18 protein-coding genes are annotated in these 26,899 nt (G+C 59.2%); all 18 read left to right on the forward strand.

Annotated features, from left to right (window positions below; genetic code table 11):
- Positions 1-3 precede the first annotated feature (3 nt).
- The 18 genes from tssF (at position 4) to VZC39_RS08230 (ending at position 26,793) form a co-directional block, all read left to right on the forward strand.
- Positions 4-1,770, forward strand: coding sequence for a type VI secretion system baseplate subunit TssF (gene tssF / locus VZC39_RS08145; protein WP_434667388.1), 1,767 nt, complete (start codon positions 4-6; stop codon positions 1,768-1,770).
- A complete protein-coding gene (gene tssG, locus VZC39_RS08150) occupies positions 1,734-2,732 on the forward strand; it encodes a type VI secretion system baseplate subunit TssG (protein WP_349921895.1) in 999 nt (332 codons plus the stop codon). Before tssF ends, tssG begins: the two co-directional genes overlap by 37 nt.
- Before the next feature lie 26 nt (positions 2,733-2,758).
- Positions 2,759-3,997, forward strand: coding sequence for a type VI secretion system-associated FHA domain protein TagH (tagH, locus tag VZC39_RS08155; protein WP_349921896.1), 1,239 nt, complete (start codon positions 2,759-2,761; stop codon positions 3,995-3,997).
- On the forward strand, positions 3,994-4,509 hold the full coding sequence (gene tssJ, locus VZC39_RS08160; protein WP_349921897.1) for a type VI secretion system lipoprotein TssJ: 516 nt from the start codon (positions 3,994-3,996) through the stop codon (positions 4,507-4,509). The genes tagH and tssJ overlap by 4 nt, the downstream gene beginning before the upstream one ends.
- Positions 4,510-4,511: 2 nt before the next feature.
- Positions 4,512-5,846 (forward strand): type VI secretion system baseplate subunit TssK, encoded by a 1,335-nt coding sequence (gene tssK / locus VZC39_RS08165; RefSeq protein ID WP_349921898.1) that lies wholly within the window; start codon positions 4,512-4,514, stop codon positions 5,844-5,846.
- Between the two features lie 21 nt (positions 5,847-5,867).
- Positions 5,868-6,647: a type IVB secretion system protein IcmH/DotU gene (icmH, locus tag VZC39_RS08170; protein ID WP_349921899.1), complete on the forward strand. Its 780-nt coding sequence runs from the start codon at positions 5,868-5,870 to the stop codon at positions 6,645-6,647.
- 20 nt (positions 6,648-6,667) lie between these two features.
- On the forward strand, positions 6,668-9,322 hold the full coding sequence (tssH, locus tag VZC39_RS08175; protein WP_349921900.1) for a type VI secretion system ATPase TssH: 2,655 nt from the start codon (positions 6,668-6,670) through the stop codon (positions 9,320-9,322).
- Positions 9,323-9,324: 2 nt separating this feature from the next.
- Positions 9,325-10,863 (forward strand): sigma-54 interaction domain-containing protein, encoded by a 1,539-nt coding sequence (locus VZC39_RS08180; protein ID WP_434668421.1) that lies wholly within the window; start codon positions 9,325-9,327, stop codon positions 10,861-10,863.
- Complete coding sequence (gene vasI, locus VZC39_RS08185) at positions 10,863-11,465, forward strand: type VI secretion system-associated protein VasI (protein WP_349921901.1); 603 nt, start codon at positions 10,863-10,865, stop codon at positions 11,463-11,465. The genes VZC39_RS08180 and vasI overlap by 1 nt, the downstream gene beginning before the upstream one ends.
- A gap of 8 nt (positions 11,466-11,473) precedes the next feature.
- Complete coding sequence (gene tssA / locus VZC39_RS08190; protein ID WP_349921902.1) at positions 11,474-12,886, forward strand: type VI secretion system protein TssA; 1,413 nt, start codon at positions 11,474-11,476, stop codon at positions 12,884-12,886.
- Between the two features lie 50 nt (positions 12,887-12,936).
- Positions 12,937-16,428: a type VI secretion system membrane subunit TssM gene (gene tssM, locus VZC39_RS08195; RefSeq protein WP_349921903.1), complete on the forward strand. Its 3,492-nt coding sequence runs from the start codon at positions 12,937-12,939 to the stop codon at positions 16,426-16,428.
- 39 nt (positions 16,429-16,467) lie between these two features.
- On the forward strand, positions 16,468-17,898 hold the full coding sequence (locus VZC39_RS08200; protein WP_434667397.1) for a VasL domain-containing protein: 1,431 nt from the start codon (positions 16,468-16,470) through the stop codon (positions 17,896-17,898).
- Between the two features lie 276 nt (positions 17,899-18,174).
- Positions 18,175-18,462, forward strand: coding sequence for a type VI secretion system PAAR protein (locus tag VZC39_RS08205; RefSeq protein WP_349921905.1), 288 nt, complete (start codon positions 18,175-18,177; stop codon positions 18,460-18,462).
- 10 nt (positions 18,463-18,472) lie between these two features.
- A complete protein-coding gene (gene tssI / locus VZC39_RS08210; protein ID WP_434667401.1) occupies positions 18,473-20,521 on the forward strand; it encodes a type VI secretion system tip protein TssI/VgrG in 2,049 nt (682 codons plus the stop codon).
- A gap of 39 nt (positions 20,522-20,560) precedes the next feature.
- Entirely contained in the window at positions 20,561-23,152 is a 2,592-nt protein-coding gene (locus VZC39_RS08215; RefSeq protein ID WP_349921907.1) for a glycoside hydrolase family 19 protein, read from the forward strand.
- Positions 23,133-23,657: a hypothetical protein gene (locus tag VZC39_RS08220; RefSeq protein WP_349921908.1), complete on the forward strand. Its 525-nt coding sequence runs from the start codon at positions 23,133-23,135 to the stop codon at positions 23,655-23,657. The genes VZC39_RS08215 and VZC39_RS08220 overlap by 20 nt, the downstream gene beginning before the upstream one ends.
- A 323-nt stretch (positions 23,658-23,980) precedes the next feature.
- Complete coding sequence (locus VZC39_RS08225; protein ID WP_434667405.1) at positions 23,981-26,302, forward strand: glycoside hydrolase family 19 protein; 2,322 nt, start codon at positions 23,981-23,983, stop codon at positions 26,300-26,302.
- The gene (locus VZC39_RS08230) at positions 26,299-26,793 is read left to right on the forward strand and encodes a hypothetical protein (protein WP_434667408.1); all 495 of its coding nucleotides are present in this window, start codon (positions 26,299-26,301) and stop codon (positions 26,791-26,793) included. The genes VZC39_RS08225 and VZC39_RS08230 overlap by 4 nt, the downstream gene beginning before the upstream one ends.
- Positions 26,794-26,899 lie beyond the last annotated feature (106 nt).

Raw genomic sequence — 26,899 nt, forward strand, 5'->3', positions numbered from 1 at the left:
TCAATGTCGCTGGAACATTACTTCAGGGATGAACTGGCATTTTTGCGCCTGCAAGGGCGCGAATTTGCAGACGCCTATCCCGAACTCACCCGTTTCTTGTCCGAGCAAAACACGGATCCGGATGTGGAACGCCTGCTGGAAGGCTTCGCGTTTCTCACCGGCAACCTGCGCGCCAAGATAGAGGACGAGTTCCCCGAGCTGACCCACGGTCTGCTCAATATGCTCTGGCCCAACTATCTGCGTCCCGTGCCCAGCATGACCATCATGCAGTTCTCGGTCATCCCCGGGGCCATCACCCAGCCGGCACTGGTCAAGCAGGGGTGTCAGCTCGACAGCCTGCCCATTGACGAAGTGACGTGTCACTTCCAGACCAGCCACGACGCCTGGATCTACCCGGCCGATATCCGCCACATCGCGGCCCAGAGCGGCAACGATCTCTCCACCATCTCCCTGGATATCGCCCTGCATGCCCCCTTGCCCCTAGATGAATTGCAGCTCGACAAGCTGCGCTTCTTCCTCGGTGGGGACAGCTATACCGCCTATGAGCTCTACTTCTGGCTCTCCAATCAGCTCTCCCACATCGAGCTGGAGATAGACGGCAAGCGCTTTCGTCAGGAAGCCAACGCTCTCAAGCCCATCGGCTTCGAGCGCGACGACGCGCTCCTGCCCTATCCGAACAACGTCTATTCCGGCTATCGCATCCTGCAGGAGTATTTCTGCTTCCCCGAGAGTTTCCTCTTCTTCGAGCTCTCCAGAGGGGAGTGGCCCAAGCAACCGCTGCCGGTCAGCGAATTCAAGATCCATTTCTGTTTTGACAAGCCTCTGCCCGCCGAGCTCAAGATCCGGCCGGACTCCTTCATGCTCAACTGCGTGCCGGCCATCAATCTGTTCCAGCACGACAGCGAACCGGTCAACCTCAACGGACGCCAGGCGGAATATCCCCTCAAGGCGAGCTACCGCCACGCGGACAGTTTCGAGATCTTCTCGGTGGACGAGGTGGAAGGCTGGGTGGAGGGCAACCTCGGTCGCTCCCGCGGTACGCCGCGCATCTATCAGCCATTCGAGAGTTTCCAGCACCAGATAGAGCGGGCCAAGCAGCGGCTGGCACTCTACTACCGGGTGCGGGTGCGCGAATCGGTGAGCGGGGACGGGTTTGAGCACAGCCTCTCCTTCGTGCGCGGGGACGAGACCACCACGGTGGAACTGGATGAATCCATCTCCGTCACCCTGACCTGCACCAACCGCTCCCGGGCCGCCACCCTCAAGGTGGGCAACATCTGCGTGCCGACCGGCAGCTCGCCGTCATTCGCCACCTTCCGCAACTTGATCCGGCCGACCCGGCCCCTGCGACCGGCCCTGGATGGCAGTCTGCACTGGACGCTCATCTCCAACCTGTCGCTCAACTATGTCTCCCTGCTGCGCCGGGATGCCCTGGTGCAGGTGCTGCGCACCTATGACTTCCCGGCCCTGCACGACAAACAGGCGGAGCAGGCCTCGCGCAAGCGGCTGGGGGGGATAGAGCAGATCGAGACCACCCCGGTGGACAGGTTGGTGCGTGGCATGCCGGTGCGGGGGCTCAAATCCGTGCTGCATGTCCGCCAGTCCGCCTTTGGCAGCGAGGGGGAGCTCTATCTGTTCAGCACAGTGCTGGCCCACTTCTTCTCGCTATATGCCAGCGTCAATGCCTTCCACCTGCTTGAGGTGGTCAATCTCGACAACAAGGAGCGTTACCAGTGGCCAGTCCAGATCGGTCAACACTCCCTGATGTGAGTGCCGCCAAGGAGGCGCCCCGTTTCAACTTCTTCCAGCTGGTTGAGTTGCTCAACCGGCTGGATGGCGCGGATCAGGAGCGAGGACTCGACTACCTGCCAGAGGATGAGGGGATCCGCTTCAAGGCGACCGCCTCCTTAGGGTTTCCCACCAGCGACGTGCTGCAGATCGGCCGTGATGACAAGGGGCGCCACCAGCTGGAGGTGGCCTTCCTCGGCCTGCACGGCAGCCAGTCCCCCATGCCGGGTTACTACCTCGACTCCCTGGCCTGGGAGTACGCGCAAGGGGAGCAGAAGCTCGGCCTGTTTCTGGATTTCTTCCATCACCGACTGCTGACCCTGCTGCACCGTATCTGGCGCAAATACCGCTATCACGTGCGCTTTCAGGACAACGGCGAGGATGGTTTCTCCCGCCTGATGTTCGCCCTGGTGGGGCTCGGCAACGAGGCGGTCTGCCGCAGTTTGCCGGTGAACCGGGCCAAGATGCTCTCCTATGCGGGCCTGCTGGCGAGCCCCAGTCGCTCCCCCGAGGTGGTGGCGGGGCTGGTGGCCCACTGTTTCGATCTGGCGGACGTGGAGGTGAGCGCCTGGCAGTGGCGCCGGGTGCCCATCCATCAGGATCAGCAAAACCGGCTGGGCCGTGCCTGCGCCACCCTGGGAGGAGACTTTGTCATCGGCGACAAGGTCAATGACTGTGCCGGCAAGTTTCTATTGAAGATCAATAACCTGAGTTTTGGGCAGTTTCTCGGGTTTCTCCCGAACGGGGAGCACTTCCACGCCTTGGTGACCTTTGTCTCTTTCATTCTGCGTGACCAGCTGGCCTGGGATCTGCGCCTTGGTTTCGGCCAGGAGCAGGCAAGGGGGCTGAGGCTCGGGGAGGAGCAGAGTGCGCGCCTGGGGTGGAGTACCTTCCTCGGCGCACCGCCGAGTGACCCGTTTGTCACCATTTGTGTTCAGGAATAAGTGCAGGAATGAGAGCAGGAGTGAATGTGAACGACCTAAACCAGCAACTTTCCCTGGTGGTGCTCAACAGCGAACAGCTCGACGGCAACCAGCAGGTGCAATACGGCTTCGGCGAGATGGGGGGGACCCTCGGCGCCTCCGAGCAGGATGACTGGCAACTGCGGGATCGGCTGGGGGCCGTCATGCCGGCACACGCCAGGATTGAGCTGCAGGACGGCCGTTTCTGCCTGTGCGATCTGAGCGGCCAGACCTACATCAATGGCGCTACCTCCCCCATAGGAAGGGCGCGCAAGGTGCATCTGGAGCAGGGAGACGAACTCGTCGTCGGCCCGTTCCGGCTGCGGGCCTACCTCGGCGCCATCACCCCGGAGCAGAGTCTGCAGCAGGTGCTGGGCAACCGCCCAACCGAACAGCTGGACGAGTGGTTGGCGAGCGACGAACCCCACATCGGGCAGGATGATCCTCACACCCTGGCCCTCGATCCCCTGCTGGCGCTGCAGCACGAGCGTTCAGCTCTGACCCCCCTGGTGACCCCGGGTCGCCAGCGCGAATTCCCTTCACAACCGGATATGGAACATCCGTCCCTGTCCCCCTTTTCTGCCATCGAGAACACCATGAGCCAAGAATTTCTGGATATGCCCGGCATCGAGAATCACCCGGATTATCGCCCCTCCCTTAACGGGGTGGATCACGTCGCTCTGACCCCGCTGATGCGTGGCCTCGGCCAACCGCTGCAACTGCAGGATACCCAGCAGGCCCACGACATGCTCGAAGAGATGGGCAAGACGGTGCGCGCCATGGTGGAAGGCTTGTTGCAGCTGCAAAGCGATCAGGCGGCGCTGGCGGACAAACACCTGCGCCCCATCGAGGACAACCCCCTGCGTCTGGGGCTCGACTACGACGAGACCCTGGCGGTGCTGTTCGCCGAGCAGAAGAGCCCGGTACACCTGACGGCTCCGGCGGCGGTGGCCGAGAGTCTGCGCAACGTGCGCATTCACCATGTGGCAAACCAGCAGGCCATCGGCGCGGCTCTCGACAGCATCCTGCAAGCCTTCTCGCCGGATGCCCTGGTCGGGCGCTTCGAACATTACCGCCGCACCGGCACCCCGGGCGCCGCGGACGAAGGCTGGGCCTGGAACATGTACCAGCACTATTACCGCGAGCTGACCTCTGCGCGCCAGCAGGGGTTCGACAAGCTGTTCCATCAGGTCTATGCCCAGGCCTATGACCAGGCCGTGCGTCAGCAACAGGGGCTGATTGGATGAGACGTGCGCTGATGCTGGGTACCGCGCTGCTGGTCCTGGCAGGTTGTACCACCATGGGCAAGATGGCCGACGTGGCCATGAACCCGGACATCCAGGTGGGCAGCAACGATGATCAGCCCTCCACCCTGGGCCTGAGCCTGGTGGCGGAGCCGGACGTCAATCCCAACGATAGCGGGGAGGCGGCGCCCATCGAGTTCCAGGTGCTGCTGCTGGCGGAGGATTCCAAGCTACTCGCCACCGATTACGACCAGGTGACCGAGGATGTGGAGAAGGCGCTTGGCAAGAACTATCTGGACCATCAGGACTACACCCTGCTGCCGGGGCAGTTCAAGTATCTGCCGCCCGTCAAGCTCGACGAGAAGACCCGCTACATCGGCGTGATAGCCCGCTACGCCGATCCGGACAGCGCCGAGTGGCGCAAGGTCATCAAGGTCAAGAGCACGGGCCGTGCCTATCAAATCCTGGTTCATCTGCGTCTGGATGAAGTGGAACTACAACAAGAAGAAGAGTGACCATGTCGAGTCGAAATCGGGTTATCTGGCGAGAGGGGCTCTTCATCAAGCCCCAGCACTTCCAACAACAGCAGCGGCATTCTGACTACGCGCTGCACGCCCGGCTGAGCGCGCTGTCGGACTATTTCTACGGGCTCCAGTCGCTGGCCATCAACGAGGATTACCTCGGCTTTGGCCGCATCGCCCTGGTGGGGGCCACCGGCATTTTGCCGGACGGCACCGTGTTCAACATCCCGAACGACGATGTGCTGCCGACCCCGCTGGAGGTCACCGACGCCTCGGTGGCCAACCAGAAGGTCTATCTGGCGTTGCCGCTGTCGGTGAGCGGCGTCAACGAGGTCAATCAGGGGGGCCAGGTGGCTACCCGGTTGCAGGCCCATCGCCACGATGTGCGCGACCTGCACAGCGAAGGGGGAGACGTGGTCTCCCTCGAGGTGGGTCGGGTCAGCCTGCGACTGATGCTGGAGCGTGACGATCGCAGCGCCTACGCCTCCTTGGCCATCGCCCGCATCCTGGACAAGCGTCCGGACGGCGGTCTGGTGCTGGATCCCAACTTCATGCCCTGCAGCATCAGCGTCTCCGCCATTCCGGCCCTGAAACGCTTCCTCGGCGAGTCCGCCGGTCTCGTGGCCGAGCGGGCCCGCAGCCTCTCCCAGCGTATCGCGGCGCCGGGCCAGCAGGGGGTGGCGGATGTGGCGGAGTTCATGATGCTGCAACTGCTCAACCGGGCCCAGCCCCAGCTGGCGCATCTGGCGCGCCTCGGTACCTTGCACCCGGAGCGGCTGCACGAGGCCCTGGTACAGATCTGCGGCGAGTTGATGACCTTCACCGACGAGTCCCGCCTGCCGCCGGAGTTTGCCGCCTATCGCCACGACGATCAGCAGCAGAGCTTCGAACCCGTGATGCTGGCCCTGCGCCAGGCCCTCAGCACAGTGCTGTCGCCACGGGCCGTTTCCATCCAGCTGCGCAAACACCAGTACGGCGTCATGGTGGCCGTGGTGGGGGAGAGCGAGCTGATGCAAAGCGCCGACTTCGTGCTGGCGGTGCGTGCCCGCATGCCCCAGGAGCAACTGCGCAAGCAACTGCTGCAACAGACCAAGGTGGCGTCGAGCGACAAGATCCGCGAACTCATCAGCCTGCAACTGCCCGGTATCCCGCTGCTGCCGCTGCCGGTGGCCCCGCGCCAGCTGCCCTATCACGCTGGTTACAGCTACTTCCAGCTCGACCGGCAGAGTCCGGCCTGGCAGATGCTGGCGGTGGGCAACACCCTCGCCTTCCACATCGCCGGCGACTTCCCGGAGCTGGACATGCAGCTCTGGGCCATTCGCAGCCAGTGATCTCACAAGGAATAAGCACAGATGACCACGGACATTATCAAGAACGAGCAACTCAGCGACCTGTTGTTCGATCATGCCGAGCAGCTGGACATGGACTCGGACTACTGGTTCCGGCTGCGGGGCCAGAGCATCAATCCCATGATCGACGCCGTGACTCCCTTGCTCGGCCTGGTGCAGCGGGTACGCCTGCTGTCGCGCTATGACCGGGTACCCGAGCTCTACCAGCGGGTGGTGACCGAGATCCAGGCCATCGAGCAGGAGCTGATGGCCCAGGGCTACGAGAACGGCGTGGTGCTCTCGTTTCGCTACATCCTCTGCACCTTCATCGACGAGGCCGTGATGGGCCGCGACTGGGGCAGCCAGAGCGAATGGTCTGAGCACTCCCTGCTGACTCGTTTTCACAACGAGACCTGGGGCGGGGAGAAGGTGTTCGTGCTGCTCGCCCGCCTGCAGGAGGACCCGGTGCGCTATCGGGACATCCTGGAGTTCATCTATCTGTGTCTGTGTCTCGGTTTCGAGGGGCGTTACAAGGTGATGAGCAAGGGGCAGGGGGAGTTCGAACGCATCGTCAGACAGTTGCACAAACAGTTGTCCCCCGAGGCGAGCGGCGAGGCACCCAGCGTGTTTCACCTGGACCTCGGTCAGCAGGCCTCCCGCTATCGGCTGCGCAAACAGGTTTCCCTGCGCAGCCTTTACCTGGGGGGCGCCGTGGTGCTGGCCATCATCTTTGGCCTCTATCACCACCAACTCAATAACCAGACTCAGGACGTTCTGCGTCAACTGGGCGAATTATTAAAATAAAATTCTGAGGAGAGCACGCCTTGATTCGTATAGAGCTACCGGTACTGGTGGAAAGACTCAATCCCATCTGTCGTCACATGCTGGAGGAGGCTGCGGCCCTCTGCGTTAACCATCAGGGGGCCGAGATCCGCATCGAACACCTGCTGCTGAAGATGCTGGATACCCCCTTGTCCGATGTACGCCAGATCCTCAAACGGGCCGAGGTGGAGGTGGAAGAGCTGCGCACCCTGCTGCAGCCTTCGTCCGCCGACAGCGGCTATGGACAGGGCTACCCCTCCTTCTCGCCGCTCCTGGTGGAGTGGCTGCAAGACAGCTGGCTGCTGGCCTCCGCCGAGCTGCAGCACGGCCAGTTGCGCAGCGGCGTCATGCTGCTGGTGCTCCTGATGACTCCCCAGCGCTACCTGCCGGGTTCGGTGACGCGTTTGCTTGCCAACGTCAATCGGGAGCTGCTGCGCCAGCAGTTCGATGAGTGGGTGAAGGAATCGGCCGAGACGCAGGTGACCGCCGCCAGCAACGGCAACGCCGCCTCCGGTGCGACCGGGGCGGCCCTGCCCGCCGATGCCAGCCTGCTGGCCCGCTTCACCGTCAACGTGACCGAGCAGGCCCGTCAGGGCAGCCTGGATCCCGTCTTGTGCCGGGATCACGAAATTGATCTGATGATCGACATCCTCTCCCGTCGCCGCAAGAACAACCCCATCGTGGTAGGGGAGGCCGGAGTGGGCAAGAGCGCCCTCATCGAGGGGCTGGCCCTGCGCATGGTGGCGGGTCAGGTGCCCGAAAAGTTGCGTGAAGTGGCGCTGATGACCCTGGATCTCGGTGCCATGCAGGCCGGGGCCTCGGTCAAGGGGGAGTTCGAGAAGCGTTTCAAGGGGGTGATGCAGGAGGTCAAGGAGGCGGTGCGCCCCGTCATCCTCTTCATCGACGAGGCCCACACCCTGATAGGGGCGGGCAACCAGGCCGGTGGCCTGGACGTCTCCAACCTGATCAAACCCGCTCTGGCCCGGGGTGAGCTGCGTACCATAGCCGCCACCACCTGGGGCGAGTACAAGAAATACGTGGAAAAAGATGCGGCCCTGTCGCGCCGCTTCCAGCTGGTGAAGGTGGGCGAGCCCAACGCCGAGGAGGCCACCGTGATCCTGCGGGGCCTGCGCAGCATCTACGAGCAGTCCCACGGGGTGCTCATCGACGAGGAGGCGCTGCAAGCCGCCGCCCAGCTCTCCGCCCGTTACATCTCCGGTCGCCAGTTGCCGGACAAGGCCATCGACGTGCTCGACACCGCCTGTGCCCGGGTGGCCATCAACCTCACCACGCCGCCGCGCGCCGTCAGCCACCTGCAAAACGAGTTGCGCCAGCGGGAGCTGGAGATCCGCCAGCTGGAGCGTCAGCGTCTCATCGGTCTGGGTGACAACGAAGAGCGCCTCGCCGAGTTGCAGGCCGCCCAGTCTGCCTGTCGTGATGCCCTGGTGGAACAAGAGGCCCAATGGCAGCAACAGCAGGGGCTGGTGCAGCAGATCGTGACCCTGCGCGCAGCGCTGTTGGCTGACGAGCAGGATGAGCTGTTAAAGACAGAGGCGTTGGATCTGGCTGATGCCCCGCTGGACCTTCACGCTGCCGCCCAGCAGCTGGCGGCGCTCGAGGACGAGCTCGCCGTTTTGCAGCAGGAGTCCGTGCTGGTCTCCGCCCACGTGGACAAGACCCAGGTCGCGGCGGTGATCGCCGAGTGGACCGGGGTGCCGCTCAATCGCATCTCCCAGGGGGAGCTCGACGTGGTGACCCGGCTGCCGGAGTACCTCGGGGATCTCATCAAGGGGCAGGATGTGGCGGTGGCCCATCTGCACAAGCACCTGCTGACCGCCCGCGCCGACCTGCGCCGCCCGGGCCGTCCTCTCGGCGCCTTCCTGCTGGTGGGCCCGAGCGGGGTCGGCAAGACAGAAACCGTGCTGCAAATCGCCGAGCTGATGTTCGGTGGCCGCCAGTATCTGACCACCATCAACATGTCCGAGTATCAGGAGAAACACACCGTCTCGCGCCTCATCGGCTCACCCCCCGGTTATGTGGGCTTTGGCGAGGGGGGCGTACTGACTGAGGCCATCCGCCAGAAGCCCTATTCCGTAGTGCTGCTGGACGAAGTGGAGAAGGCGCATCCGGATGTGCTGAACCTCTTCTATCAGGCGTTCGACAAGGGTGAGCTGGCAGACGGGGAGGGGCGCATCATCGACTGCAAGAACGTGGTCTTCTTCCTCACCTCCAACCTGGGTTTCCAGACAATCGTCGACAACGCCGAGCAGCCGGACGTGCTGCTGGATGCGCTCTACCCCGAGCTCGCCGCCTTCTTCAAGCCGGCGCTGCTGGCGCGCATGGAGGTGATCCCCTATCTGCCGCTCGGTCACGAGACCCTGGTGCAGATCGTGGAGGGCAAGCTCAACCGCCTGGTCAAGCTGCTCAAGGAGCGCTTCGGCGCCGAGGTGGAGCTGGATGCGGAGGTGGCCGAAGAGATACTGCGCCGTGCCAATCGCAGCGAGAACGGGGCCCGCATGCTCGAATCCGTCATCGACGGTGCCCTGCTGCCGCCGGTTTCCCTGCAACTGCTGCAGCGTCTGGCCGCCGGTGAACCCATCAACCGGGTGCGCTTCTCTGTGGCGGATCAGCAGTTCCTGGCCGAGGTGGGGGCTTGAGTATGGAACAAGCCCTCGCCTTTGCCCTCGAGCTGACCGAGCAGCGCGATGAGGCGCACCTGTGCCAATGGTGGTCACAGGTGCTGCACGCCAGCTTCCAGCCCAAGGGCATGCTGCTCGCCATGCTGGACGTGAGCGGGCGCCAGATGCAGTGCAGTGGCTGGGTCAAGGGGCAGGCGGTGAGCCTCTCCCTGGCGGTGGATGATTTCTCCCACCCCCTTGCCTATGTGCTGCACAAGGCCCAGTCCCGCACCTGGGACTCCCTGCACGGGGGCGCGCGCATCGAGCACAAGGAGTTTCGCGCCCTGCTCTCCAACCTCGGCCAGCAGTGCGGCCTGCACGCCTTCCCCTTGCTGGATGGCAACGGCAAGCCGTTCGCCGTGCTGGCCATGATGGACAGCGCCGAGCAGTTGCAGGAGTGGACCGACGGCCCCGAGCTGGCCCAGCTCTCCCAGGTGTTTTGCAACCAGCTTACCCTCATCCGGGATCTGGGTCGCAGCCGCCGGGATCAGAGTGTGCTGAGAGACTCTCTTCGCCAGATAAAAGGGGAGGATCAGGTCAAGAAGCAGCACGAGAAGCTGCTGGCTGACCAGTTGGTGGGTCAATCCGCGGTGATCTGCGGGTTGCGCGAGCAGGTCCATCAGGCGGCGCAGCACAAGCTGACCGTGCTCATTCAGGGGGAGACCGGCAGCGGCAAGGAGGTGGTCGCCCGCCTGGTGCACCAATGCTCGGATCGCGCCGGCAAGCCGTTCGTGGCCATCAACTGCGCCGCCATCCCGGAAAACCTCATCGAGAGCGAGCTGTTTGGCTACCAGAAGGGGGCCTTCTCCGGGGCGCTTAGCAACAAGGCCGGGCTGGTGGCCCAGGCCAATGGCGGCACCCTGTTCCTGGACGAGGTGGGGGACATGCCTGCCGCCATGCAGGCCAAGCTGCTGCGGGTGCTGGAGACGCGCAGCTACCGGCCCCTCGGGGCCGAGCAGGAGCTCCACTCCGATTTTCGCCTCATCGCCGCCACCCATCAGCCCCTCACCCGTCAGGTGGAGGATGGCCAGTTCCGGGCCGATCTCTATCACCGCCTCTGCCAGTGCCTGTTGCTCATCGCCCCGCTGCGCGAGCACATGGACGATGTGCCCATGCTGTGCCAGCACTTCATGGCCCAGTTTGCCGAGCAGGATGGCAAGGCCCTCGGCGGCTTGCACCGTCAGTTCCAGAAGCAGCTACAGAGCTACGACTTCCCCGGCAACGTGCGAGAATTGCGCAACCTGCTGGAGGTGGCCTGCGCCCATACCCGCCACGGGGAAGAGGTGGTGCTGGAGGCGCTGCCGCCCGAGCTGCGGGAGCGGGTCTGCGTGGAGCTGCCCGGCTCGATGGACAACTACAACCACATTCGCGACCTGCGCCGGGCCATGCAGCTGTATGAGGCCTCCGTCATCGAGGCGCGGCTGCGCTACTTCCAGGGCAATCGCATGCTGGTGGCCGAGAGCCTGAACATTCCCAAGCGCACCCTGGATCACAAGTGCCAGAAGCTGGAGGTGAACTGATGAGCCTGCTCACCCTGTTGCCCCTCTTGCTGGCAAGCGCCGCCGAGCCCCAGTTCGATCTGGCGGGTTGGCAACAGTGCCGGCGTGAAGCCTCCCCCCTGGTGCGCCTCGCCTGCTATGACGCCCTCGGTCGTGGGAGTGAACCTGCCGCCACGAGCGGGGCGGCCAAGTCTCCCGCCTGGCAGGCCATCTGGGATCAGGAGCTGGGCCGCACCCCGGACAGTCCTCCCTTCCTGCTGCAAAGCAACCCGAGCCGTGGCAGCGAGATCCTGACCCGCCCGGCCCTGAGGGGAGCGACGCTCTCCATCGGTTGTGTCGACAGCATCACCCACATCCGGCTGCGGTTGGATAGCCCCTGGGCCGGTGAAAACGTGCAGGTCACGCTGGATGGTCAGCCAAGCAGCAGTGCTCAGAGCTGGTTTATCCGGGATCAGGGGCTCTTGCTGGAATATGGCCGCGGCCTGCCCGCCATCGAGGAGCTCAAGCGCTGGCTGGGCCATCGCGAGTTGCAGGTGCGGGCCGACAACGGTGCCTTGCTGAGGGTCGACTTGAGCGGTCTGAAAACCGCCCTGGTGCCCCTGCGCCAGCAGTGTCGCTGGTAGGAGGGGAGATGAGCTATCAACACCCCTGGTGTGGCCGCCTGCTCGCCAGCCTGCCGGATGAACAGACCAAGAGTGCCGTCCTCGCAGACGAGCCACGCTGGGACTATGTGGAGACCGAGCTGGTCAAGCTCGGATCTCTGGCCCACGCCCAGGTGGATCTCAATGCGGTAGCTGAGGCCTGCCTTGGCCTCCTGGAGACGCGCACCAAGGATATGCGGGTACTGGCCCAGTTGCTGCGCTGCCTGCAACACCCCGCCAAGGCGACGCCCATGGGGGCGGCGCTGAGCCTGCTGGAGTCCTGGATCCGCGCCTACTGGCTGCTGGCCTGGCCCGGCAATGCCAGCCAGAAACAGCGGCTGATGGTGCAGATCGTCAAGCGCTTCGAGGGGGCCCTGCCGCGGGTCTGCGAGAGCGCTTCGGCGGCCGAGCTGGCTCAGCTGTTGGTGCAGGCCGAGCAGCTCGGCGCCTGTTGGCTGGTGCAGTGCCCGGATAAGGGAGAGTTGCTCGACCCGCTGCTGATGGGGCTGAGACGAGCCCAGCGCCAGCAGGCCACCCAGGCCGAGGTGGATGGTGCCAGCTCCCCGGCCGCAGGCGCTGTGGGCACGACGGCCCATGCCAGCCAGGGCGCCACCATGGTACTGAGCGGGGCCAGCCAGGCCCCCGGGCTCGAGATAGACAGCTCCAACGACCGGGCCTGGCGTCAGACCCAGCTCAAGGTGGCGGATTTGCTCATCGAGCGCCAACCGGAGGCGGCCGTGGGCTATCGCCTGCGCCGTCACGCCATCTGGGCGGGGATCACCACGCCGCCCATGGCATCCAGTGGCAACAAAACCCCGCTGGCCCCCATGTCGGTGGACATGGTGGACGAGTATCGCGCCGCGCTCGCCAGCGCGGATCTGGCGCTCTGGCAGCGTATCGAGCAGAGCCTGACCCTGGCCCCTTACTGGTTCGAGGGCCATCGCCTCTCGGCCCTGGTAGCGGACAAGCTGGGTTTTGGCGCCGTCGCCCAGGCCATCAAGGAGGAGCTCGCGGCTTTCTTGCAGCGCCTGCCGGCCCTGCGGGAACTGGGTTTTAGCGATGGCACTCCCTTCTTTCCCTCCGAATGCGAGCGCTGGCTGCAACCGGTGAACCGCGGGGCGGGAGAGGCGGGCGGGAGCCTGGGGGAAGAGGTCGCCCAGCGGCACGGGGAGCAGGGCATGGCCGCGGCCCTGACCCTGCTCGATGAACGCATGCAGCAACTGCAGGAGCCTCGCGCCCGCTTCCACGCCCAACTGGTGCAGGCGGAATTGCTGGCACAAGAGGGTATGGCGGCGCTGGCGCGCCAGCACTATCAGCATCTTTGGCAAGAGGCGAGTCGCCTGGGATTGGCGCAATGGGAACCCGGATTGGTCAGTCGCCTGGAACAGCAGGCGGCTGGGTAAATGACATGCATGGCGAAATGAGTCGCTGAGTCGGAGTTGGATCACATTTTATGTTCAAGACCATTTTTACCTTTCTGCGGCAACAGCTGCCGAAATTGAAACCCTCCTGGCCCCTGCTCGGTGCCGTGCTCTGGGTTGTCGCCTTGATCCTGGTGTGGTGGCTCGGCCCCCGCCTCGAGATCCGCGATGCCAAACCCTTCGAGCCCCTGTGGGGGCGGGTGGTGTTCACCCTGCTCTGGCTCTGGCTGCTGCTGGGGGTGCTCTCCTGGCGGATGTGGCGCAAGATGCAGCAACTCAAGGCCGAGCGCCAGCAGGAGAGCGTGCTGGAACAAGATCCGGTGCAGGGACTGCTGGATCGTCAGGGACTGTTCCTCGGGCGCTGGCTACAGGCCCTCGATGAGCATCTTGGCAAGGGGGCCCGCTATGCCATGCCCTGGTATCTGGTGCTGGGACTGCCCGGCAGCGGCAAGAGCAGCCTCATTCACCGGGCCAACCCGGCCAACAAGTTGAACCCGAGACTCGATACCGAGCTTAGGGATGTCGCCCAGGATCAGCTCATTGACTGCTGGCTTGGCGAGAAGGCGGTGATGCTGGATCCCGCCGGCGAGCTCTTGTCCCAATCCGAACCTGAGCTCGATCCCCTTGCCCGCAAGCACGAGCGGCTCTGGCTGCATCTGCTGAACTGGCTGTGCGAGCATCGTCGTCGCCAGCCCCTCAACGGTCTGGTGCTGACGGTGGACCTGGCCTGGCTCTCCCACGCCAGCGTGGCCGAGCGCAAGGCCTATGCCCAGCTGATGCGCTCGCGCCTGCAGGAGGTCTCGGCCACCATGAACACCCGGCTGCCCCTCTACGTCACTTTCACCAAGCTGGATCTGCTGCGCGGGTTTGATGTGGTGTACGAGCAGCTGGACAAGGAGGCCCGCGAGGCCGTGCTGGGGGTGACCTTCAACCCGAGCGGCCATGATGGCTGGCAACAGGAGCTGATCCAGTTCTGGGATCAGTGGGTGGAGAACCTCAACCAGAATCTGCCCGAGCTGATGCTGACCAGGCTGGATGCCGGTCAGCGCAGCGCGTTGTTCTCTTTCGTGCGTCAGCTGGCGGGACTCAAGGATTATGTGGCCAGCCTGCTGGATGAAACCCTGGCCATAGAGGAGAGCAAACCGCTGCTGGTGCGTGGGGTCTATATCAGTTCCGTCTACCAGCAAGGGGTACCGTTCGATGCGTTCGCCCAGGCGGCCTCCCGTCGTTACAACCTGCCGGAGCCCATCCACTCGGCCCTGCGCGGGGAGTCCAACACCTATTTCGTGCGCCAGCTGTTCTCCGGCATCATCTTCCCCGAGGCCCATCTGGCCGGGGAGAACCGGCTGCACACCCTCTATCGCCGTCGTCGCATGGCCATCGGCCTCGGTTGCCTCTCCCTGTTCTCGGCGGCTCTCATCGGCGGTTGGCACTATTTCTATCGGGTCAACGAAGAGGCGGGGCGCAACGTGCTGACCAAGGCCCAGGCCTTCACCAGCACCCGCGAGCTGACCGATGATCACGCCTTCGGGGTGAGCCAGTTGCCGCGCCTGAACCTCATTCGCGAGGCGACCCTCTCCTTTGGCAACTATCGGGAACGTACCCCGCTGGTGGCGGATCTCGGCCTCTATCAAGGGGACGAGATCGGCCCCTATGTGGAAGGCTCCTACCTGCAACTGCTGAGTCTGCGCTTCCTGCCGGCCCAGATGCAGGGGCTGCTGGACGATCTTCAGCGGGCACCGGCGGGCAGCGAGGAGAAACTTTCCATCCTGCGGGTGATGCGGATGCTGGACGATGCCTCGGGCCGCAACAAGGAGCTGGTGGAGCAGTACATGGCGAGCCGCTGGCAGCGGGCCTTCCCGGGCCAGGGGCCGGTACAAGAGCAGTTGATGGGGCATCTGGACTATGCCCTGGATCACACCGACTGGTATGGGGCCCGGGCTGCGCGGGATCAGGCCGCCATCACCGCCTTCGTCCCCTTCAAGGAGCCGGTGTACGGCGCCCAGCGCGAACTCGGCAAGCTGCCGCTCTATCAGCGGGTTTATCAGAACCTGGTGGTGAAGGCCGGGGACGAGCTGGCGCCGGATCTCAACGTGCGCGACGAGGTGGGGCCGACCTTCGACACCGTCTTTGCACTGCGCAGTGAACCGGCGGGACAGGTGCCACGGCTGTTGACCTGGCCGGGTTTCAACAACTTCTTCATCAAGCAGGACAAGGCGCTGATCGATCTCACCGCCATGGACGCCTGGGTGCTGGGTCAGCGCAAGCTGAGTCGCTTGAGTGAGGCGGATCGCAAGGAGATCACCCGTCAGGTCAATGAACGTTACGTCACCGACTACGTCAACCAGTGGCAGAACCTGCTGACCAACCTGGATGTGCAGACGCTGGAGAGCCCGGAGCAGGCGCTGGACGTGCTGACCGCCATCACCGGCAACGATCAGCCGTTCCAGCGCGTCTTGGCGGCGCTGGATGACAACACCCGTATCCGCAAGATCTCGGATGTGGAAGGGGATCCGGCCCAGGCCATCACGGCCCGTATCGGTCGCCCCTTCCTGGCCACCAATGCCGCCCTGGCGGGACGAGGTGAGCAGGGGCCCCTCATCCAGGAGGTGAACCAGAAGCTGATGGAGCTGCAGCACTATCTGGAGCTTATCGTCAATGCCACCGAGCCGGGTCAGTCCGCCTTGAAGGCGGTGCAGCTTCGCCTGACCAACAAGTACGCCGATCCCGTGTTTGCGCTGCAGCAGTATGCCCGTGGCCTGCCGGCGCCGCTGGATCGCTGGGTGGGTCAGCTCTCCGAGCAGAGTTCGCGGCTGGTGGTGGATCTCGCCATGTCCTCCCTCAACCAGGAGTGGCAGGACAAGGTGCTGGCCCCCTTCAACAGCCAGCTGGCGGGGCGTTACCCGTTCGAGCCGGGTTCTGCCAAGGATGTGCCCCTGTCCGAGATGGAGCGCTTCTTCGCACCCAACGGGACCCTGGACAGCTTCTATCAGGTCAACCTCAAGCCCATGGTGGAGAGTGGACTGATGGAAGGAGAGCTCGGCTCGCCGGTGCAGGCCGAGCTGGTAAAACAGCTCGATCGCGCCGCCCGCATCCGCCAGATCTTCTTCAGCCAGCAGGGCAACCTGGAGGTGCAGTTTGCCCTCGAGCCCATCGAACTCACCGCCAACAAGCGGCGCAGCGTGCTGAATCTGGACGGCCAGTTGCTGGAATACGCCCACGGCCGGCGTACCAAGATCCCCTTGGTGTGGCCCAACACCATGCGTGACGGGGCCGAGAGCAAGATAACCCTGGTGCCGGCCGCCCGCGAGCGCTCCCCGCGCAGCGAAGGCTTCGTCGGCCCCTGGGCCATGTTCCGCCTGATGGACAAGGGGGAACTGACCCAGGTGAACGAGGCGACCTTCGACGTACGCTTCCCGGTGGATCAAGGCTCCATGACTTATCGCGTCTACACCGACAGTGCGCAAAATCCCTTTACCGGCGGCTTGTTCAGCCAGTTCAAGTTGCCCGAATCCCTCTATTGATGGGGTGGGGGCCTTAGCCCCCATCCAGTTGGAACACTTATGACATATAACCAGCAAGGTCAGCAGGCGCTGAACGTGGGGCGCGACCCCAGGATGCTGCCAGAATACGAGGCGCTGCGCGCCGAGATCAACAAGCTCAGCCATGCCTCGCGCCCCGAGGTGGATTGGCACAGGATCCATCAGCTTGCGAGCCAGATCTTCGAAAAACACGGGGTGGATCTGCAGACCGCCATCTACTTCACCCTGGCGCGCTCACGCCTGCAGGGCCTGAGCGGCTTTACCGAGGGCTGCGAGTTTCTGGCCAACCTCATCGTGACCCAGTGGGAGAGCTTCTGGCCGCCGGTGCAGCAGGAGCGGGCCCGCATCGAGATGCTGGACTGGTTCATCGCCCGCATCAGTGACGTCATTCGCCAGTACCAGATAAGCCACGAGGACAAGCGGCTGATCTACCGCTGCGAGCGGGCGTTGCAGCTCATCAGCGAAAAGCTCCACAACGCGGGGCTGAGCCGCATTCCCCGGGTCGAGAACCTGGTGCACTTCATCGAAGGTTACACCCACCTGTTTGATGAGGCGGAGATCGTCATCGTCTCCGACGATCCTGGGCTCAAGGATGAGCTGCAGATCCCCCCCATGGTCTATTTCAAGGGGGACATGGAGCAGAGTGTGGCCTCACCCTCTGCCCAGGCTTGCCCCCCTCTGCCCCAGGGCAGCATCCTGGTGGGACGGGAGAAGGGTCAGGTCAAGCCGACCGTGCTCAAGATAGAGCAGCATCGCAAGCAGCGCCCTGCCTGGTTCTGGTTTGGCTGCGGCCTGCTCAGTTGCGCCCTGCCGGTGATGGCCTGGTTCGGCTGGCAACATCAGCAGGAGGCGAAGCTGCTGGCGGCCCAACGCCTGTTACAACCGGCATCCGAGCAACCCAAGGTGCTCAGTTATGACGACATCCGCCAGGCGCGCATCGTGCTGGGTGAGCAAGCCCTGCAGGGGATGGAGAGCGATCTGGTGGCGCGCTACCAGTCCCAGCTGACCCGTCTCGAACAGGCGTCCCCCCTGGATGGCTATCGCCATGGGGAAGGGCTGCGCAACTCGCTGCAGATGCTCTATCCCGACTCCCTGGCGGTGAAGGCATTGGACAAGCAGTGGCAGACGGCGCTGGCCGGCCAGCAGGGGGACGCCGTCAGCGTGCCGACCTACCTGGATGCTCGCGCCGGGGTAGATGCCCTGCTGGATCAACTGCTGGAGCTGGAGCGTCAACGCAAGACGGTGACCATCTCCTACCTCAAGTCCCAGCTCTATGAGGTGCAGAAGAACCTGATGCAGAACATCCCGTTCAGCCTGCGCCTCAATGAACTGGAGGCACGCAAGGTGGCCCAGGAGCCCATCACGGCGGCGGATCTCAAGGGGCTGGAAAATGACCTCAAGGCGCTCAATGTCCGCCTTTATCAGCTGCAGCAGGGGGCTGAAGGTGGCTGATCCTGCTGATGGGAGCAAGTTATTGCTCGCATTGCGGAGTATTTGACTGCCTTTGTCATGTTTCTCGGTGCATTGATGTTGCTGGCGGCAAGTTGTTGCAGTGCCTTGTGCTGCATTCTGCGCCATAGAGTCCAACATCATGATTTAAAAGACATTAATAAAACAGTGTCATTGGCATGGAGGCTGCTGGGCCAGCCTCCCGACTGTTATGACTGTCCGCAAGCGCCGGACCATGGCGGGGGCGTGCCGCCCCCCTTGCCCACAGGGAGAATTCAGATGTGCCCCACGATTGCATTGCTCGGTGACATCGGCACCGACCACGACGGTTTCCACCCATCCCCGGTGATCGCCGCCAGCCCCAATGTCTTCCTCGACGGCAAGCCGGTGGCCCGTCAGGGGGATCCCCTGGCTCCCCACGTCAAACCCAGCAGTGCTCCCCATCCGCGCAGCATCTCGGGGGGCGTCGGCTCCGTGCTGGTGAATGGCAAACCCATCGCCGTGACTGGTACCGCCATCGGCTGTGGTGGCGTGGTGATTGGCTCTGGCAGTGGCCAGGCAGGATAAGGAGGCGACCATGGCAGACAGCACAGGATTACAATTTACCGTCAAGGTGGGGGCGCTGCCCGAGAGCACCTTCGTGGTGGCGGAATTTGCGCTGGAGGAGGCGCTGAGCGGCCCCTTCCAACTGAGGCTGGAACTCGCCAGCCCCCAGCCGGATGTCGATTTCGGCGCCGTGCTGGACCAGCCCTGCGAGCTGCTCATCTGGTACAACGGCGAGCTGCAGCGGCGGGTGTGCGGGGTGGTGAGCGATGTTGGCCAAGGGGACAGCGGCTTTCGCCGTACCCGCTATCAGCTGCTGGTGCAGCCTGCCTTGTGGCGGCTGGGCCTTCGCCAGAATTCGCGTATCTTCCAGGCCCAGAAGCCGGACGAAATCCTCTCCATCCTCTTGCAAGAGCACGGCATCACCGACTACGCCTTTGCACTGAAAAACGAGCACGCGAAGCGTGAATACTGCGTCCAGTACCGGGAAACGGACTTGGATTTCCTGAACCGCCTCGCCGCCGAAGAGGGGCTCTTCTACTTCCACGAGTTCGAAGCCGGCAAGCATCGCATCGTCTTTGCCGACGATGCAGCCGCACTGACTCAAGGCCCCGAGCTCTTCTTCAACCTCGGCAACCGCTCGCTGGAGCAGGGCCCTTATGTACGTCAATTCCACTACCGGGAAGCGGTGCGTCCAAGCGATGTGGAGCTCAAAGACTACAGCTTCAAGACCCCGGCCTATGGGCTTTCCCACAAGCAGCGCGGTACCGAGCTCGAGCATCAGCGCGATACCTATCAGCACTTCGACTCCCCGGGTCGCTACAAGCTGGACCCGAGCGGCAAGGCGTTTGCCCAGCACCGGCTCGATGCCCTGCGCAATGACGCCGTCACCGGTCAGGGTAAGTCCAACTGCGCGGCCCTGCTGCCGGGGCAGTATTTCTCCCTCACCGAACACCCGAACGGCGTGCTCAATGCCGACTGGCAGATCGTGCGCATCAGTCACGTGGGCCAGCAACCCCAGGCGCTGGAGGAGGAAGGGGGCAGCGGCCCGACCGTCTATCACAACGAATTCGGGGTAGTGAAGGCGAGTACGACCTGGAGGGCGCGCATCGGCAGCCCACAGGCGCCCTTTAAGCCCATGGTGGATGGGCCGCAGATCGCCACCGTGGTGGGGCCACAAGGGGAAGAGATTTACTGCGACGAGCACGGCCGGGTGAAGTTGCAATTCCCTTGGGACCGCTACGGTTCGAGTAACGATCAGAGTTCCTGCTGGGTGCGGGTCTCTCAGGGTTGGGCGGGCGGTCAATACGGCATGATGACCATCCCGCGCATCGGCCACGAGGTCATCGTGAGCTTCCTGGAAGGGGATCCGGACCAGCCCATCGTCACCGGTCGCACCTACCACGCCACCAACCGGCCGCCCTACGAGTTGCCGGCCAACAAGACCCGCACCGTGCTGCGCACCGAGACCCATCAGGGGGAGGGCTTCAACGAGCTGAGATTCGAGGACCAGGCGGGCAAGGAAGAGATCTACATCCACGGTCAGAAAGACCTGAATCTGCTCATCGAAAATGACGCGGCCTGGCACATCAAGCACGACGAGCACAGGGACATCGACAATGAACGAGTGACCCGCATCAAGGCCAACGACCACCTCACCGTCAACGGCGAGAAGCGGGATCACGTCAAGGCTGATTATTCGCTCACCGTGGATGCCTCGATGCACCAGAAGCTCGGGCAATCCTTGCTGGTACAGGCCGGGCAAGAGGTGCACATCAAGGTGGGGGACAAGCTGGTGCTGGAGGCGGGGGCCGAGATCACCCTCAAGGGAGGCGGCAGCTTCGTGAAAGTGGACCCGAGTGGCATCAAGCTGGTGGGCCCCGCCATCAAGCTCAACGCCGGCGGCAGTGCGGGCTCAGGCGCTGGCTGGGCGGGTAAGGCACCTGTGGCGCCCAAGGCTGTGGAAGTGGTCAAGGCCCCCGAGGCGGTGGAGTTGACCAAGGCCGTTCCCACCGAGAAGGCAATGGAGGCGCTGCTCAAGGAGCAGGAACCTGCACAAACCTTCTTTGTGCCATCCCGTTAAGAGCAATAGTGTCGTGTGATTACGAGTGAAAAGACGAAGATGAAAATTCTATATCCAATGCAAGTGGGCAGCGGCGATGCCCCCAAAGAAATTGCCTCGCTTGAAGAGTTTATCGGAAAGCTCAATAGTGAACCGGGTGGCACTTTCCTATTGGGCGGCAACCGTATCTGGCATGGCGGCATTCATTTTAGCGATAAGGGAGGTTGGCACCCAGAGGGGGCTGTGCGAGCGATCTCCGATGGGGAGATAGTGGCCTACCGCATTGCCTCCGAGCCAGCAGCTGTGCAGCTTGAGCCGGAAGAGGGGAAACCTAGTGAGGGGATCACCTTGCGTACATCCCCTTCATTTTGCCTGATCCGTCATCACTATGAAGCCACAGAAGAGGTTTCCGGACAGCAGCAGCCAAAGCGAAATACCCTTACCTTCTACAGCCTCTATATGCATATTGCTTGCAAAAATGCTTATCAGGGTGAGCCAGAGCGTCATGTGCTGACAGGGAGCGGTGTCGCTATATACAAGGCCACATCGAATCTGCAATTTCAGAAAGTGGATAGGTTGGGTACGGCTCGCAAGGGGGCCGAAGTTACCTTGATTGGGGTTCCATCAGAGCGGATGAATCTGAAGAATGAGCCTTATTCTTATCAGCTAGTCAGCTATGCAACCCCAAAGGGCGATGATCCGTCAGAGTTTTATGTGGCCTCACAATTTATCAAGGAAGTACGCAAGGTTGAGCCCGACTGGATGATGCCTAAGCAAGATATTCCTTCTCTCTACCCGGTCAGCCGCAATAGCTATCTGCGTAAGAGCAAAGAACAGGGGGAGGCTGTGGCTGCGGGATTGCCAAAAATGAGCAAAATAGCACGAACCAGCGCTCAGCCGATCGTATTTTCCAATATGAAAGAGTATCTCGAGATTGAGGTCTGGGAGGTTGCCCAAGGCAAGCTGACCGATGGTACAGGGAGAGCTGTGCAGAATGCTTCGAAAGGTGAGCGTTACTGGGTTGCCAAAGAGATGCTGGGTCAACCCAGCGATGCCGTTCGACACCTCCCCATTATTTACGACCAAGTGGTAGTGCGACATATCAATCCCATTCCAGTCAAGGCCGGTGAGGTGGTCGGGCATTGGGGAGAGCATGAGACACCGAAACCAACGGCCAATGGCTATGTTCTCAATGAAGATCGTAAAGCCATACATATGGAGATATTTGTTGCAGAGAGTAACAAAGAGGCTTTGAGTAAATGCATCAGCAATGAAGGAAAGTTGGCCAAGGGACAAGAGTATTTGCTGCTTAAAGAGGGGGAGCAGGCAGATACTTATAAGTTAACCAAGGAGAACAATCAAACCAGTTACAGCAAGGTAGGCGTATTTGGTCCACTGGATACCCCTAAACCAATAAACACTCAGGACATAGTGCTCCATGGTGCCGACAAATTTGTGAAGGTGGCCGAAGATCAGCATGTGCTTATCAGTGGTGACACCCGCTTGGTGAGCCAACATGAGTGGGCCAGACTGGGTGTGACATTGGTGGATGGTGGCTCGGATCCCGATGGATTCCTTGACAAGGCTGATACTGACGGCAAGGAAGGAGGGGACTTTTTCAGCGCTGTCTACGAAGAGCTGGTGACAGATCGGGATGGCGATGGCAGTATCAGTGCCGATGAAATCAAGGCTGCGATGGCCGAAAAAATGGTTGCAGACAAAGTGCGAAAGCTGTTTATCAAGCATGAAAGCGAATGGGTAAAGCGCGATACGTGGTCAAGACTCGAGCAAGAGCTAAAAAACATGCCCAACCTGTACAAATACGTGCTGGAAGTCACCAATAAAATGGCCTGGATAGAGCAGGCTGCTGCTGTGGTAGATGATACCAAACCTTGGTTTATTCATCCAGCAGGGATGATGGGATTAGTGGCCAATACTAAACGGAAAGAGTTCGTTACTGTTGCAATGTTAAGGCGTGTTTTTGAAGGGTTATATGGTAAAACAGAGAAACAAGAGTTGCTTGCTGGCATTGCTGAACAGATAAATGAAAACGCTATTGAATACAAGTTGGACACCTCCCTTAGACTGTCGCATTTTTTTGCACAAGTCAGACAAGAGGCTGGCGCAAAATGCAGAGTTGAAGAGGACTTTACGTACAGTTCTTCAGGTTTGATAAATCTTTTTAGCTATTTTTCTAGAAATAGATCTGAGGCAGAGCATTATGGTTATAAAAATGGGGTGAAGTATGTTTCAAAAGAAAATCAAGAGGCTATTGCAAATAGAGCATATGCAAATAGAAATGGAAATGGCAGCGTATCCTCCGGTGAGGGTTGGAAGTATCGTGGCAGAGGATTAAAACAACTAACAGGAAAATCCAACTACGAAATATTTAGGCAAAAAAACCTCGAAATTCATGGTGAAGATGTGGATTTTATAAATAATCCAGACCTTCTTAGCAGCAATCCAAAATATGCTCTACGATCTGCTGTTAGTTTTTGGTTGTCCAATCGACTATATCTCAAAGCAGATCAAGGCGATTCAGATGATAATGTTGATAGTATTACCGCAATTGTTAATTTGAATACTGGTAGCTATCAAGAAAGAAAAGATCATTTCAAGAGAATACATAAAAATGAAAAAATATTTAACTAGCATTATTTTATTAATCCCGTCATTAGTAAATGCAGGTAGTGGGCTTGTCGAGTTGCACCCTCCTATAAAAGCTATGTATCAAGGGAAAGAAGCCATAGTTTCTTTTCTCGCTAGCGAAGGTGCATCCTCCGGTAATTTATATACAATCTCATTGCCTTCACGAAAATCAGATAATATAAGCATTCCCAGCCTCGCTAAGGGTAAAATAATATCGGTATTCTTTTATGAAACAAAAGAAACTGATGCGAAAGAGAATGGGAGATCTATGTTTGTTCTCAATCAAGAAACAGTTGATAATGAATTTCAAGTTGGAAGTATTTACTCGGTAGCTAGATTTTCATTACTTCCTCAGTCCTCGGGACTAATGGTTCAGTTCTTTGAAAGTGACAATCAGGATTATCGTTTTTTAAACTGCTTTGATGGTGTATATAAGGACAGTAAAAAACATTCTTCATGTGAATATAAAGATGCCAATTCAATAAAGAAAGCTCTTGATAAAAAATAATAACTTCTGTGCTACGCGAATTGTGAAGGGGGAGTTCGTTAGAGTTGTAAGAAATAAATTTATTTTCTTATGATAAACTCTCTTCCAACCCTAATGAAAATAAATAGTGTAAAAATTGGCTGTACAGATCTAGTTATCACCTGACACCGGCCTCAAACCGGTGTCATTTTTTCATTGTTTTTTAGATTTTTAATTATTTAAAACCAATCGTCAATCACAACAAGTGGCACGGCGGTATTCATATCAGCGATCAGAGTGCCCCTTGGTGCAAGGATAAATATCCCGTCAGGGCCATCGCCGATGGCAAGGTGGTGGCATTTCGGATGATGGAGGATTACCTGACCTCCGAATTTCAGGGGGAATCCCTGCGTTATTCCAACTGCTTCTGCCTGGTGCAGCACGAATATTGTGAAATCAACGCAGAGACCAAGGCGAAAAATGAATTCACCTTCTATTCGCTCTATATGCATCTGCTGCCCTGGAATCAGTATCAGACTGCCGAGAAGCTGGTATTGAAGAAAGGTTGGAATGCGCGCAACTCCGTTCCTCATGCCAATCCCGATGCCGAGCAGCAAGGTGCCGATGCGGCTTTGCCCCGCTTCGCTTTGCCCAAGGATACCGAACTGGAGATGGACAGCAGTGCGCCATCCCAGAAGGGAAATGTGGGGGGCAAGGAATATGATTTCATCAAGGTAACTATCAAGAGCAAGCTTGCCAGCTCTCAGGTAAAAGAGGCGGAGAAGGCGGGCGTCTTGGTCGGTGAAGGGAGCTCGGTCTGGATCGCCAATAGCCCGGATGCGGTCGGTGTTATCAAGCCTAATTTGCCGAGCTGGCTATTCGATCAAATAGAGGCGGAACTGCTGACCAATATGGTTGGCCGGTCGGATCCTGGCGTTGATGGACCAACAGGTCGTCCGGTGGCGGGAAAGCACAGTGTTTCTCTGCCTGCCGGTACCAAGTTGCAGTATGATGCGCACCAATTGGAATTCCATTGGATGGGTGACAAGGCGCACAAGATGGCCAGATGCAAATATGTGACGCCGAGTGTGGACGCAATGCCAGGCAGTTGTGGTGTTGCCTGGGTGTGCGTCGAAGACAAATATATCAAGGCAAATACGCGCGCTCCCTCCCATCTCGGTGAACTCTATGTGTTGCCATCCCCCGTCGCCATCGCCGCGGGCGAGACAATAGGGTACCTCGGCCTGGTGGAAACGCCAGGCTCCCTCATGGGCGGGAAAGAGAGCAAGCATCAGGTCCATCTCGAAGTTTTCACCCAGGACCCTCGTCTTGACGACGTGCTGGCCAACAAGGCGGGCACCAAGGGGGGAACCGTCTATGCCAAGGTGCCGGCAGAACTTCTCTTGTATGAGAAGAAAAAGCAGGACGGTAAAGAGCAATGGCTGGCAACCGGTGGCAAGAGTCTGGAGGAATTGGTTGAATCCCCCAAGATAAAGAAAGATGCGGCCAAGCAGGAGTGGGTTGGTATCTCATCAGGAAAATATGTCAAAAAAGAGCAGGTTGAACTGCTGAGTCAGCATGACTGGCTGAAGATCGGTTTTAAAAAGGTCGATGGTTCAGGCTCTGATGGCTATCTGGATCCCGAGGCGCCACCGGCCTTCTTCACCGATCTGGTCAACAGCTTTGATACCGACAAGAGCGGTGAGCTTGACAGCAAAGTGATCCAGGCCGCCTTGCAAAACAGCGGCAATAGAGAGCAACTCAACAAATTTATCGTCAAGCACCCCAGCGAATGGTATGAGAAATCTTCCGCCAGCAGTTATTTGTGGTTGGACAAGCTGATGGCTAAAATTGGCCTACCCGATTTTGACAAGCTGGTGGATCACGAAAAGCAACGCATCGATAAGCTGGAGTGGATGCAGAGCACTGCCAAATTAAGACTTGATAAGGAAGTTTGGCATATTTATCCGTTATCAATTTTACAAAAAAACGTTCACTCTCTATCTATTACTTATGAACAACTGCGTTCTATATTCCCTGGGGCTAGTAAGACGAAATTAGATATCGTTTTGGATGAAGTAAATAGTAACCTCGAGCGGTTTAAGTTAAATACCAGAACTAGACAGAGACATTTCTTTTCTCAGATTAGAGGTGAAGTCGGTGTGACAATGGAGGGGAGAACAGAAAGTTGGGAATACTCTCCTGCTGTTTTGAGGTCATTTAGTAGTTACTATAGAGCTAACCCACAAGAATCAGAAGTTGATGGATATAAAAAAGACTCAAAAGGTAAGATCATTCGTAGGGCTGATCAGCAGGCCATAGGAAGAAAACACTTCCAGAAACTGAATGGAAATCGATCATCCAATCCTAATGATGGATTCAATTTTAGAGGTAGAGGATTAATACAAATTACTGGTTACGAAAAATATAATGGCTTTAAGTCTGAATATTCATCTTATTGGTCAGGAGACGTCCCTGATGCAGTAGAGCAGCCTAATGTTATAAATGTAATGCCGACAGCAATTAGAAGCGCACTGTGGTTTTGGTTTAAATACAAGGTTTATTTAAGTGATAATAACAACGGATTTAGTGATGTACCAAGTGTTACAAGACGGGTAAATGGAGGTAGTGTAGGCCTTGATGAGCGGAAAGAAGCGTATAAAATCATAGAGACTATTTTAAAATGAACTATCTGTCGATATTAATCGTTACAATTGCCACTTCATATGTCATCAGTGCAAATGGTAGCGAACTTAACTTATGCACATCTGGTGAGATAGAGATTGCTGCATGTAAGATAGATGAGCCAAAACAGAGATTGATCTCATTCTGTTTAGACAAAAAAATAGATGTGATTAATTACAGATTTGGTAGAAAAAATGCTACTGAATTAGCAGTTAAATTTACTAATAAAAATCAACTTCAGAGGTGGACTGATGCAGGAACCTACACTGTCTATCTTGGGTTTAAACGTGGTGAATATTCATACTCATTTGGTATTCCACAAGAAACAATAAATGCTAAAGCATTTTTGTCTGTTAAGCGAAAGGGGGAGCGCCTTGGGCATGACAAATTATGCGTAAATAATTCTTTTGGGGATAAAAATATATATAGTAATGCTATAGTTGAAATTGACGATAAGGATGTTAGAAACAGTGAATTCGATTTTCCTAAGTAAATGATCTTTGCCACATGACTCTAACTTTAATTTAGGGTCATGTGATTAAAAAAGTTATCTTGCTATTTAAAAGTAGCTGTTAACTACCCAGTGTTTTTTAAATTTA

The organism is Aeromonas sp. NJAU223 (assembly GCF_051125555.1).
Taxonomy (GTDB): Bacteria; Pseudomonadota; Gammaproteobacteria; order Enterobacterales; family Aeromonadaceae; genus Aeromonas; species Aeromonas veronii_G.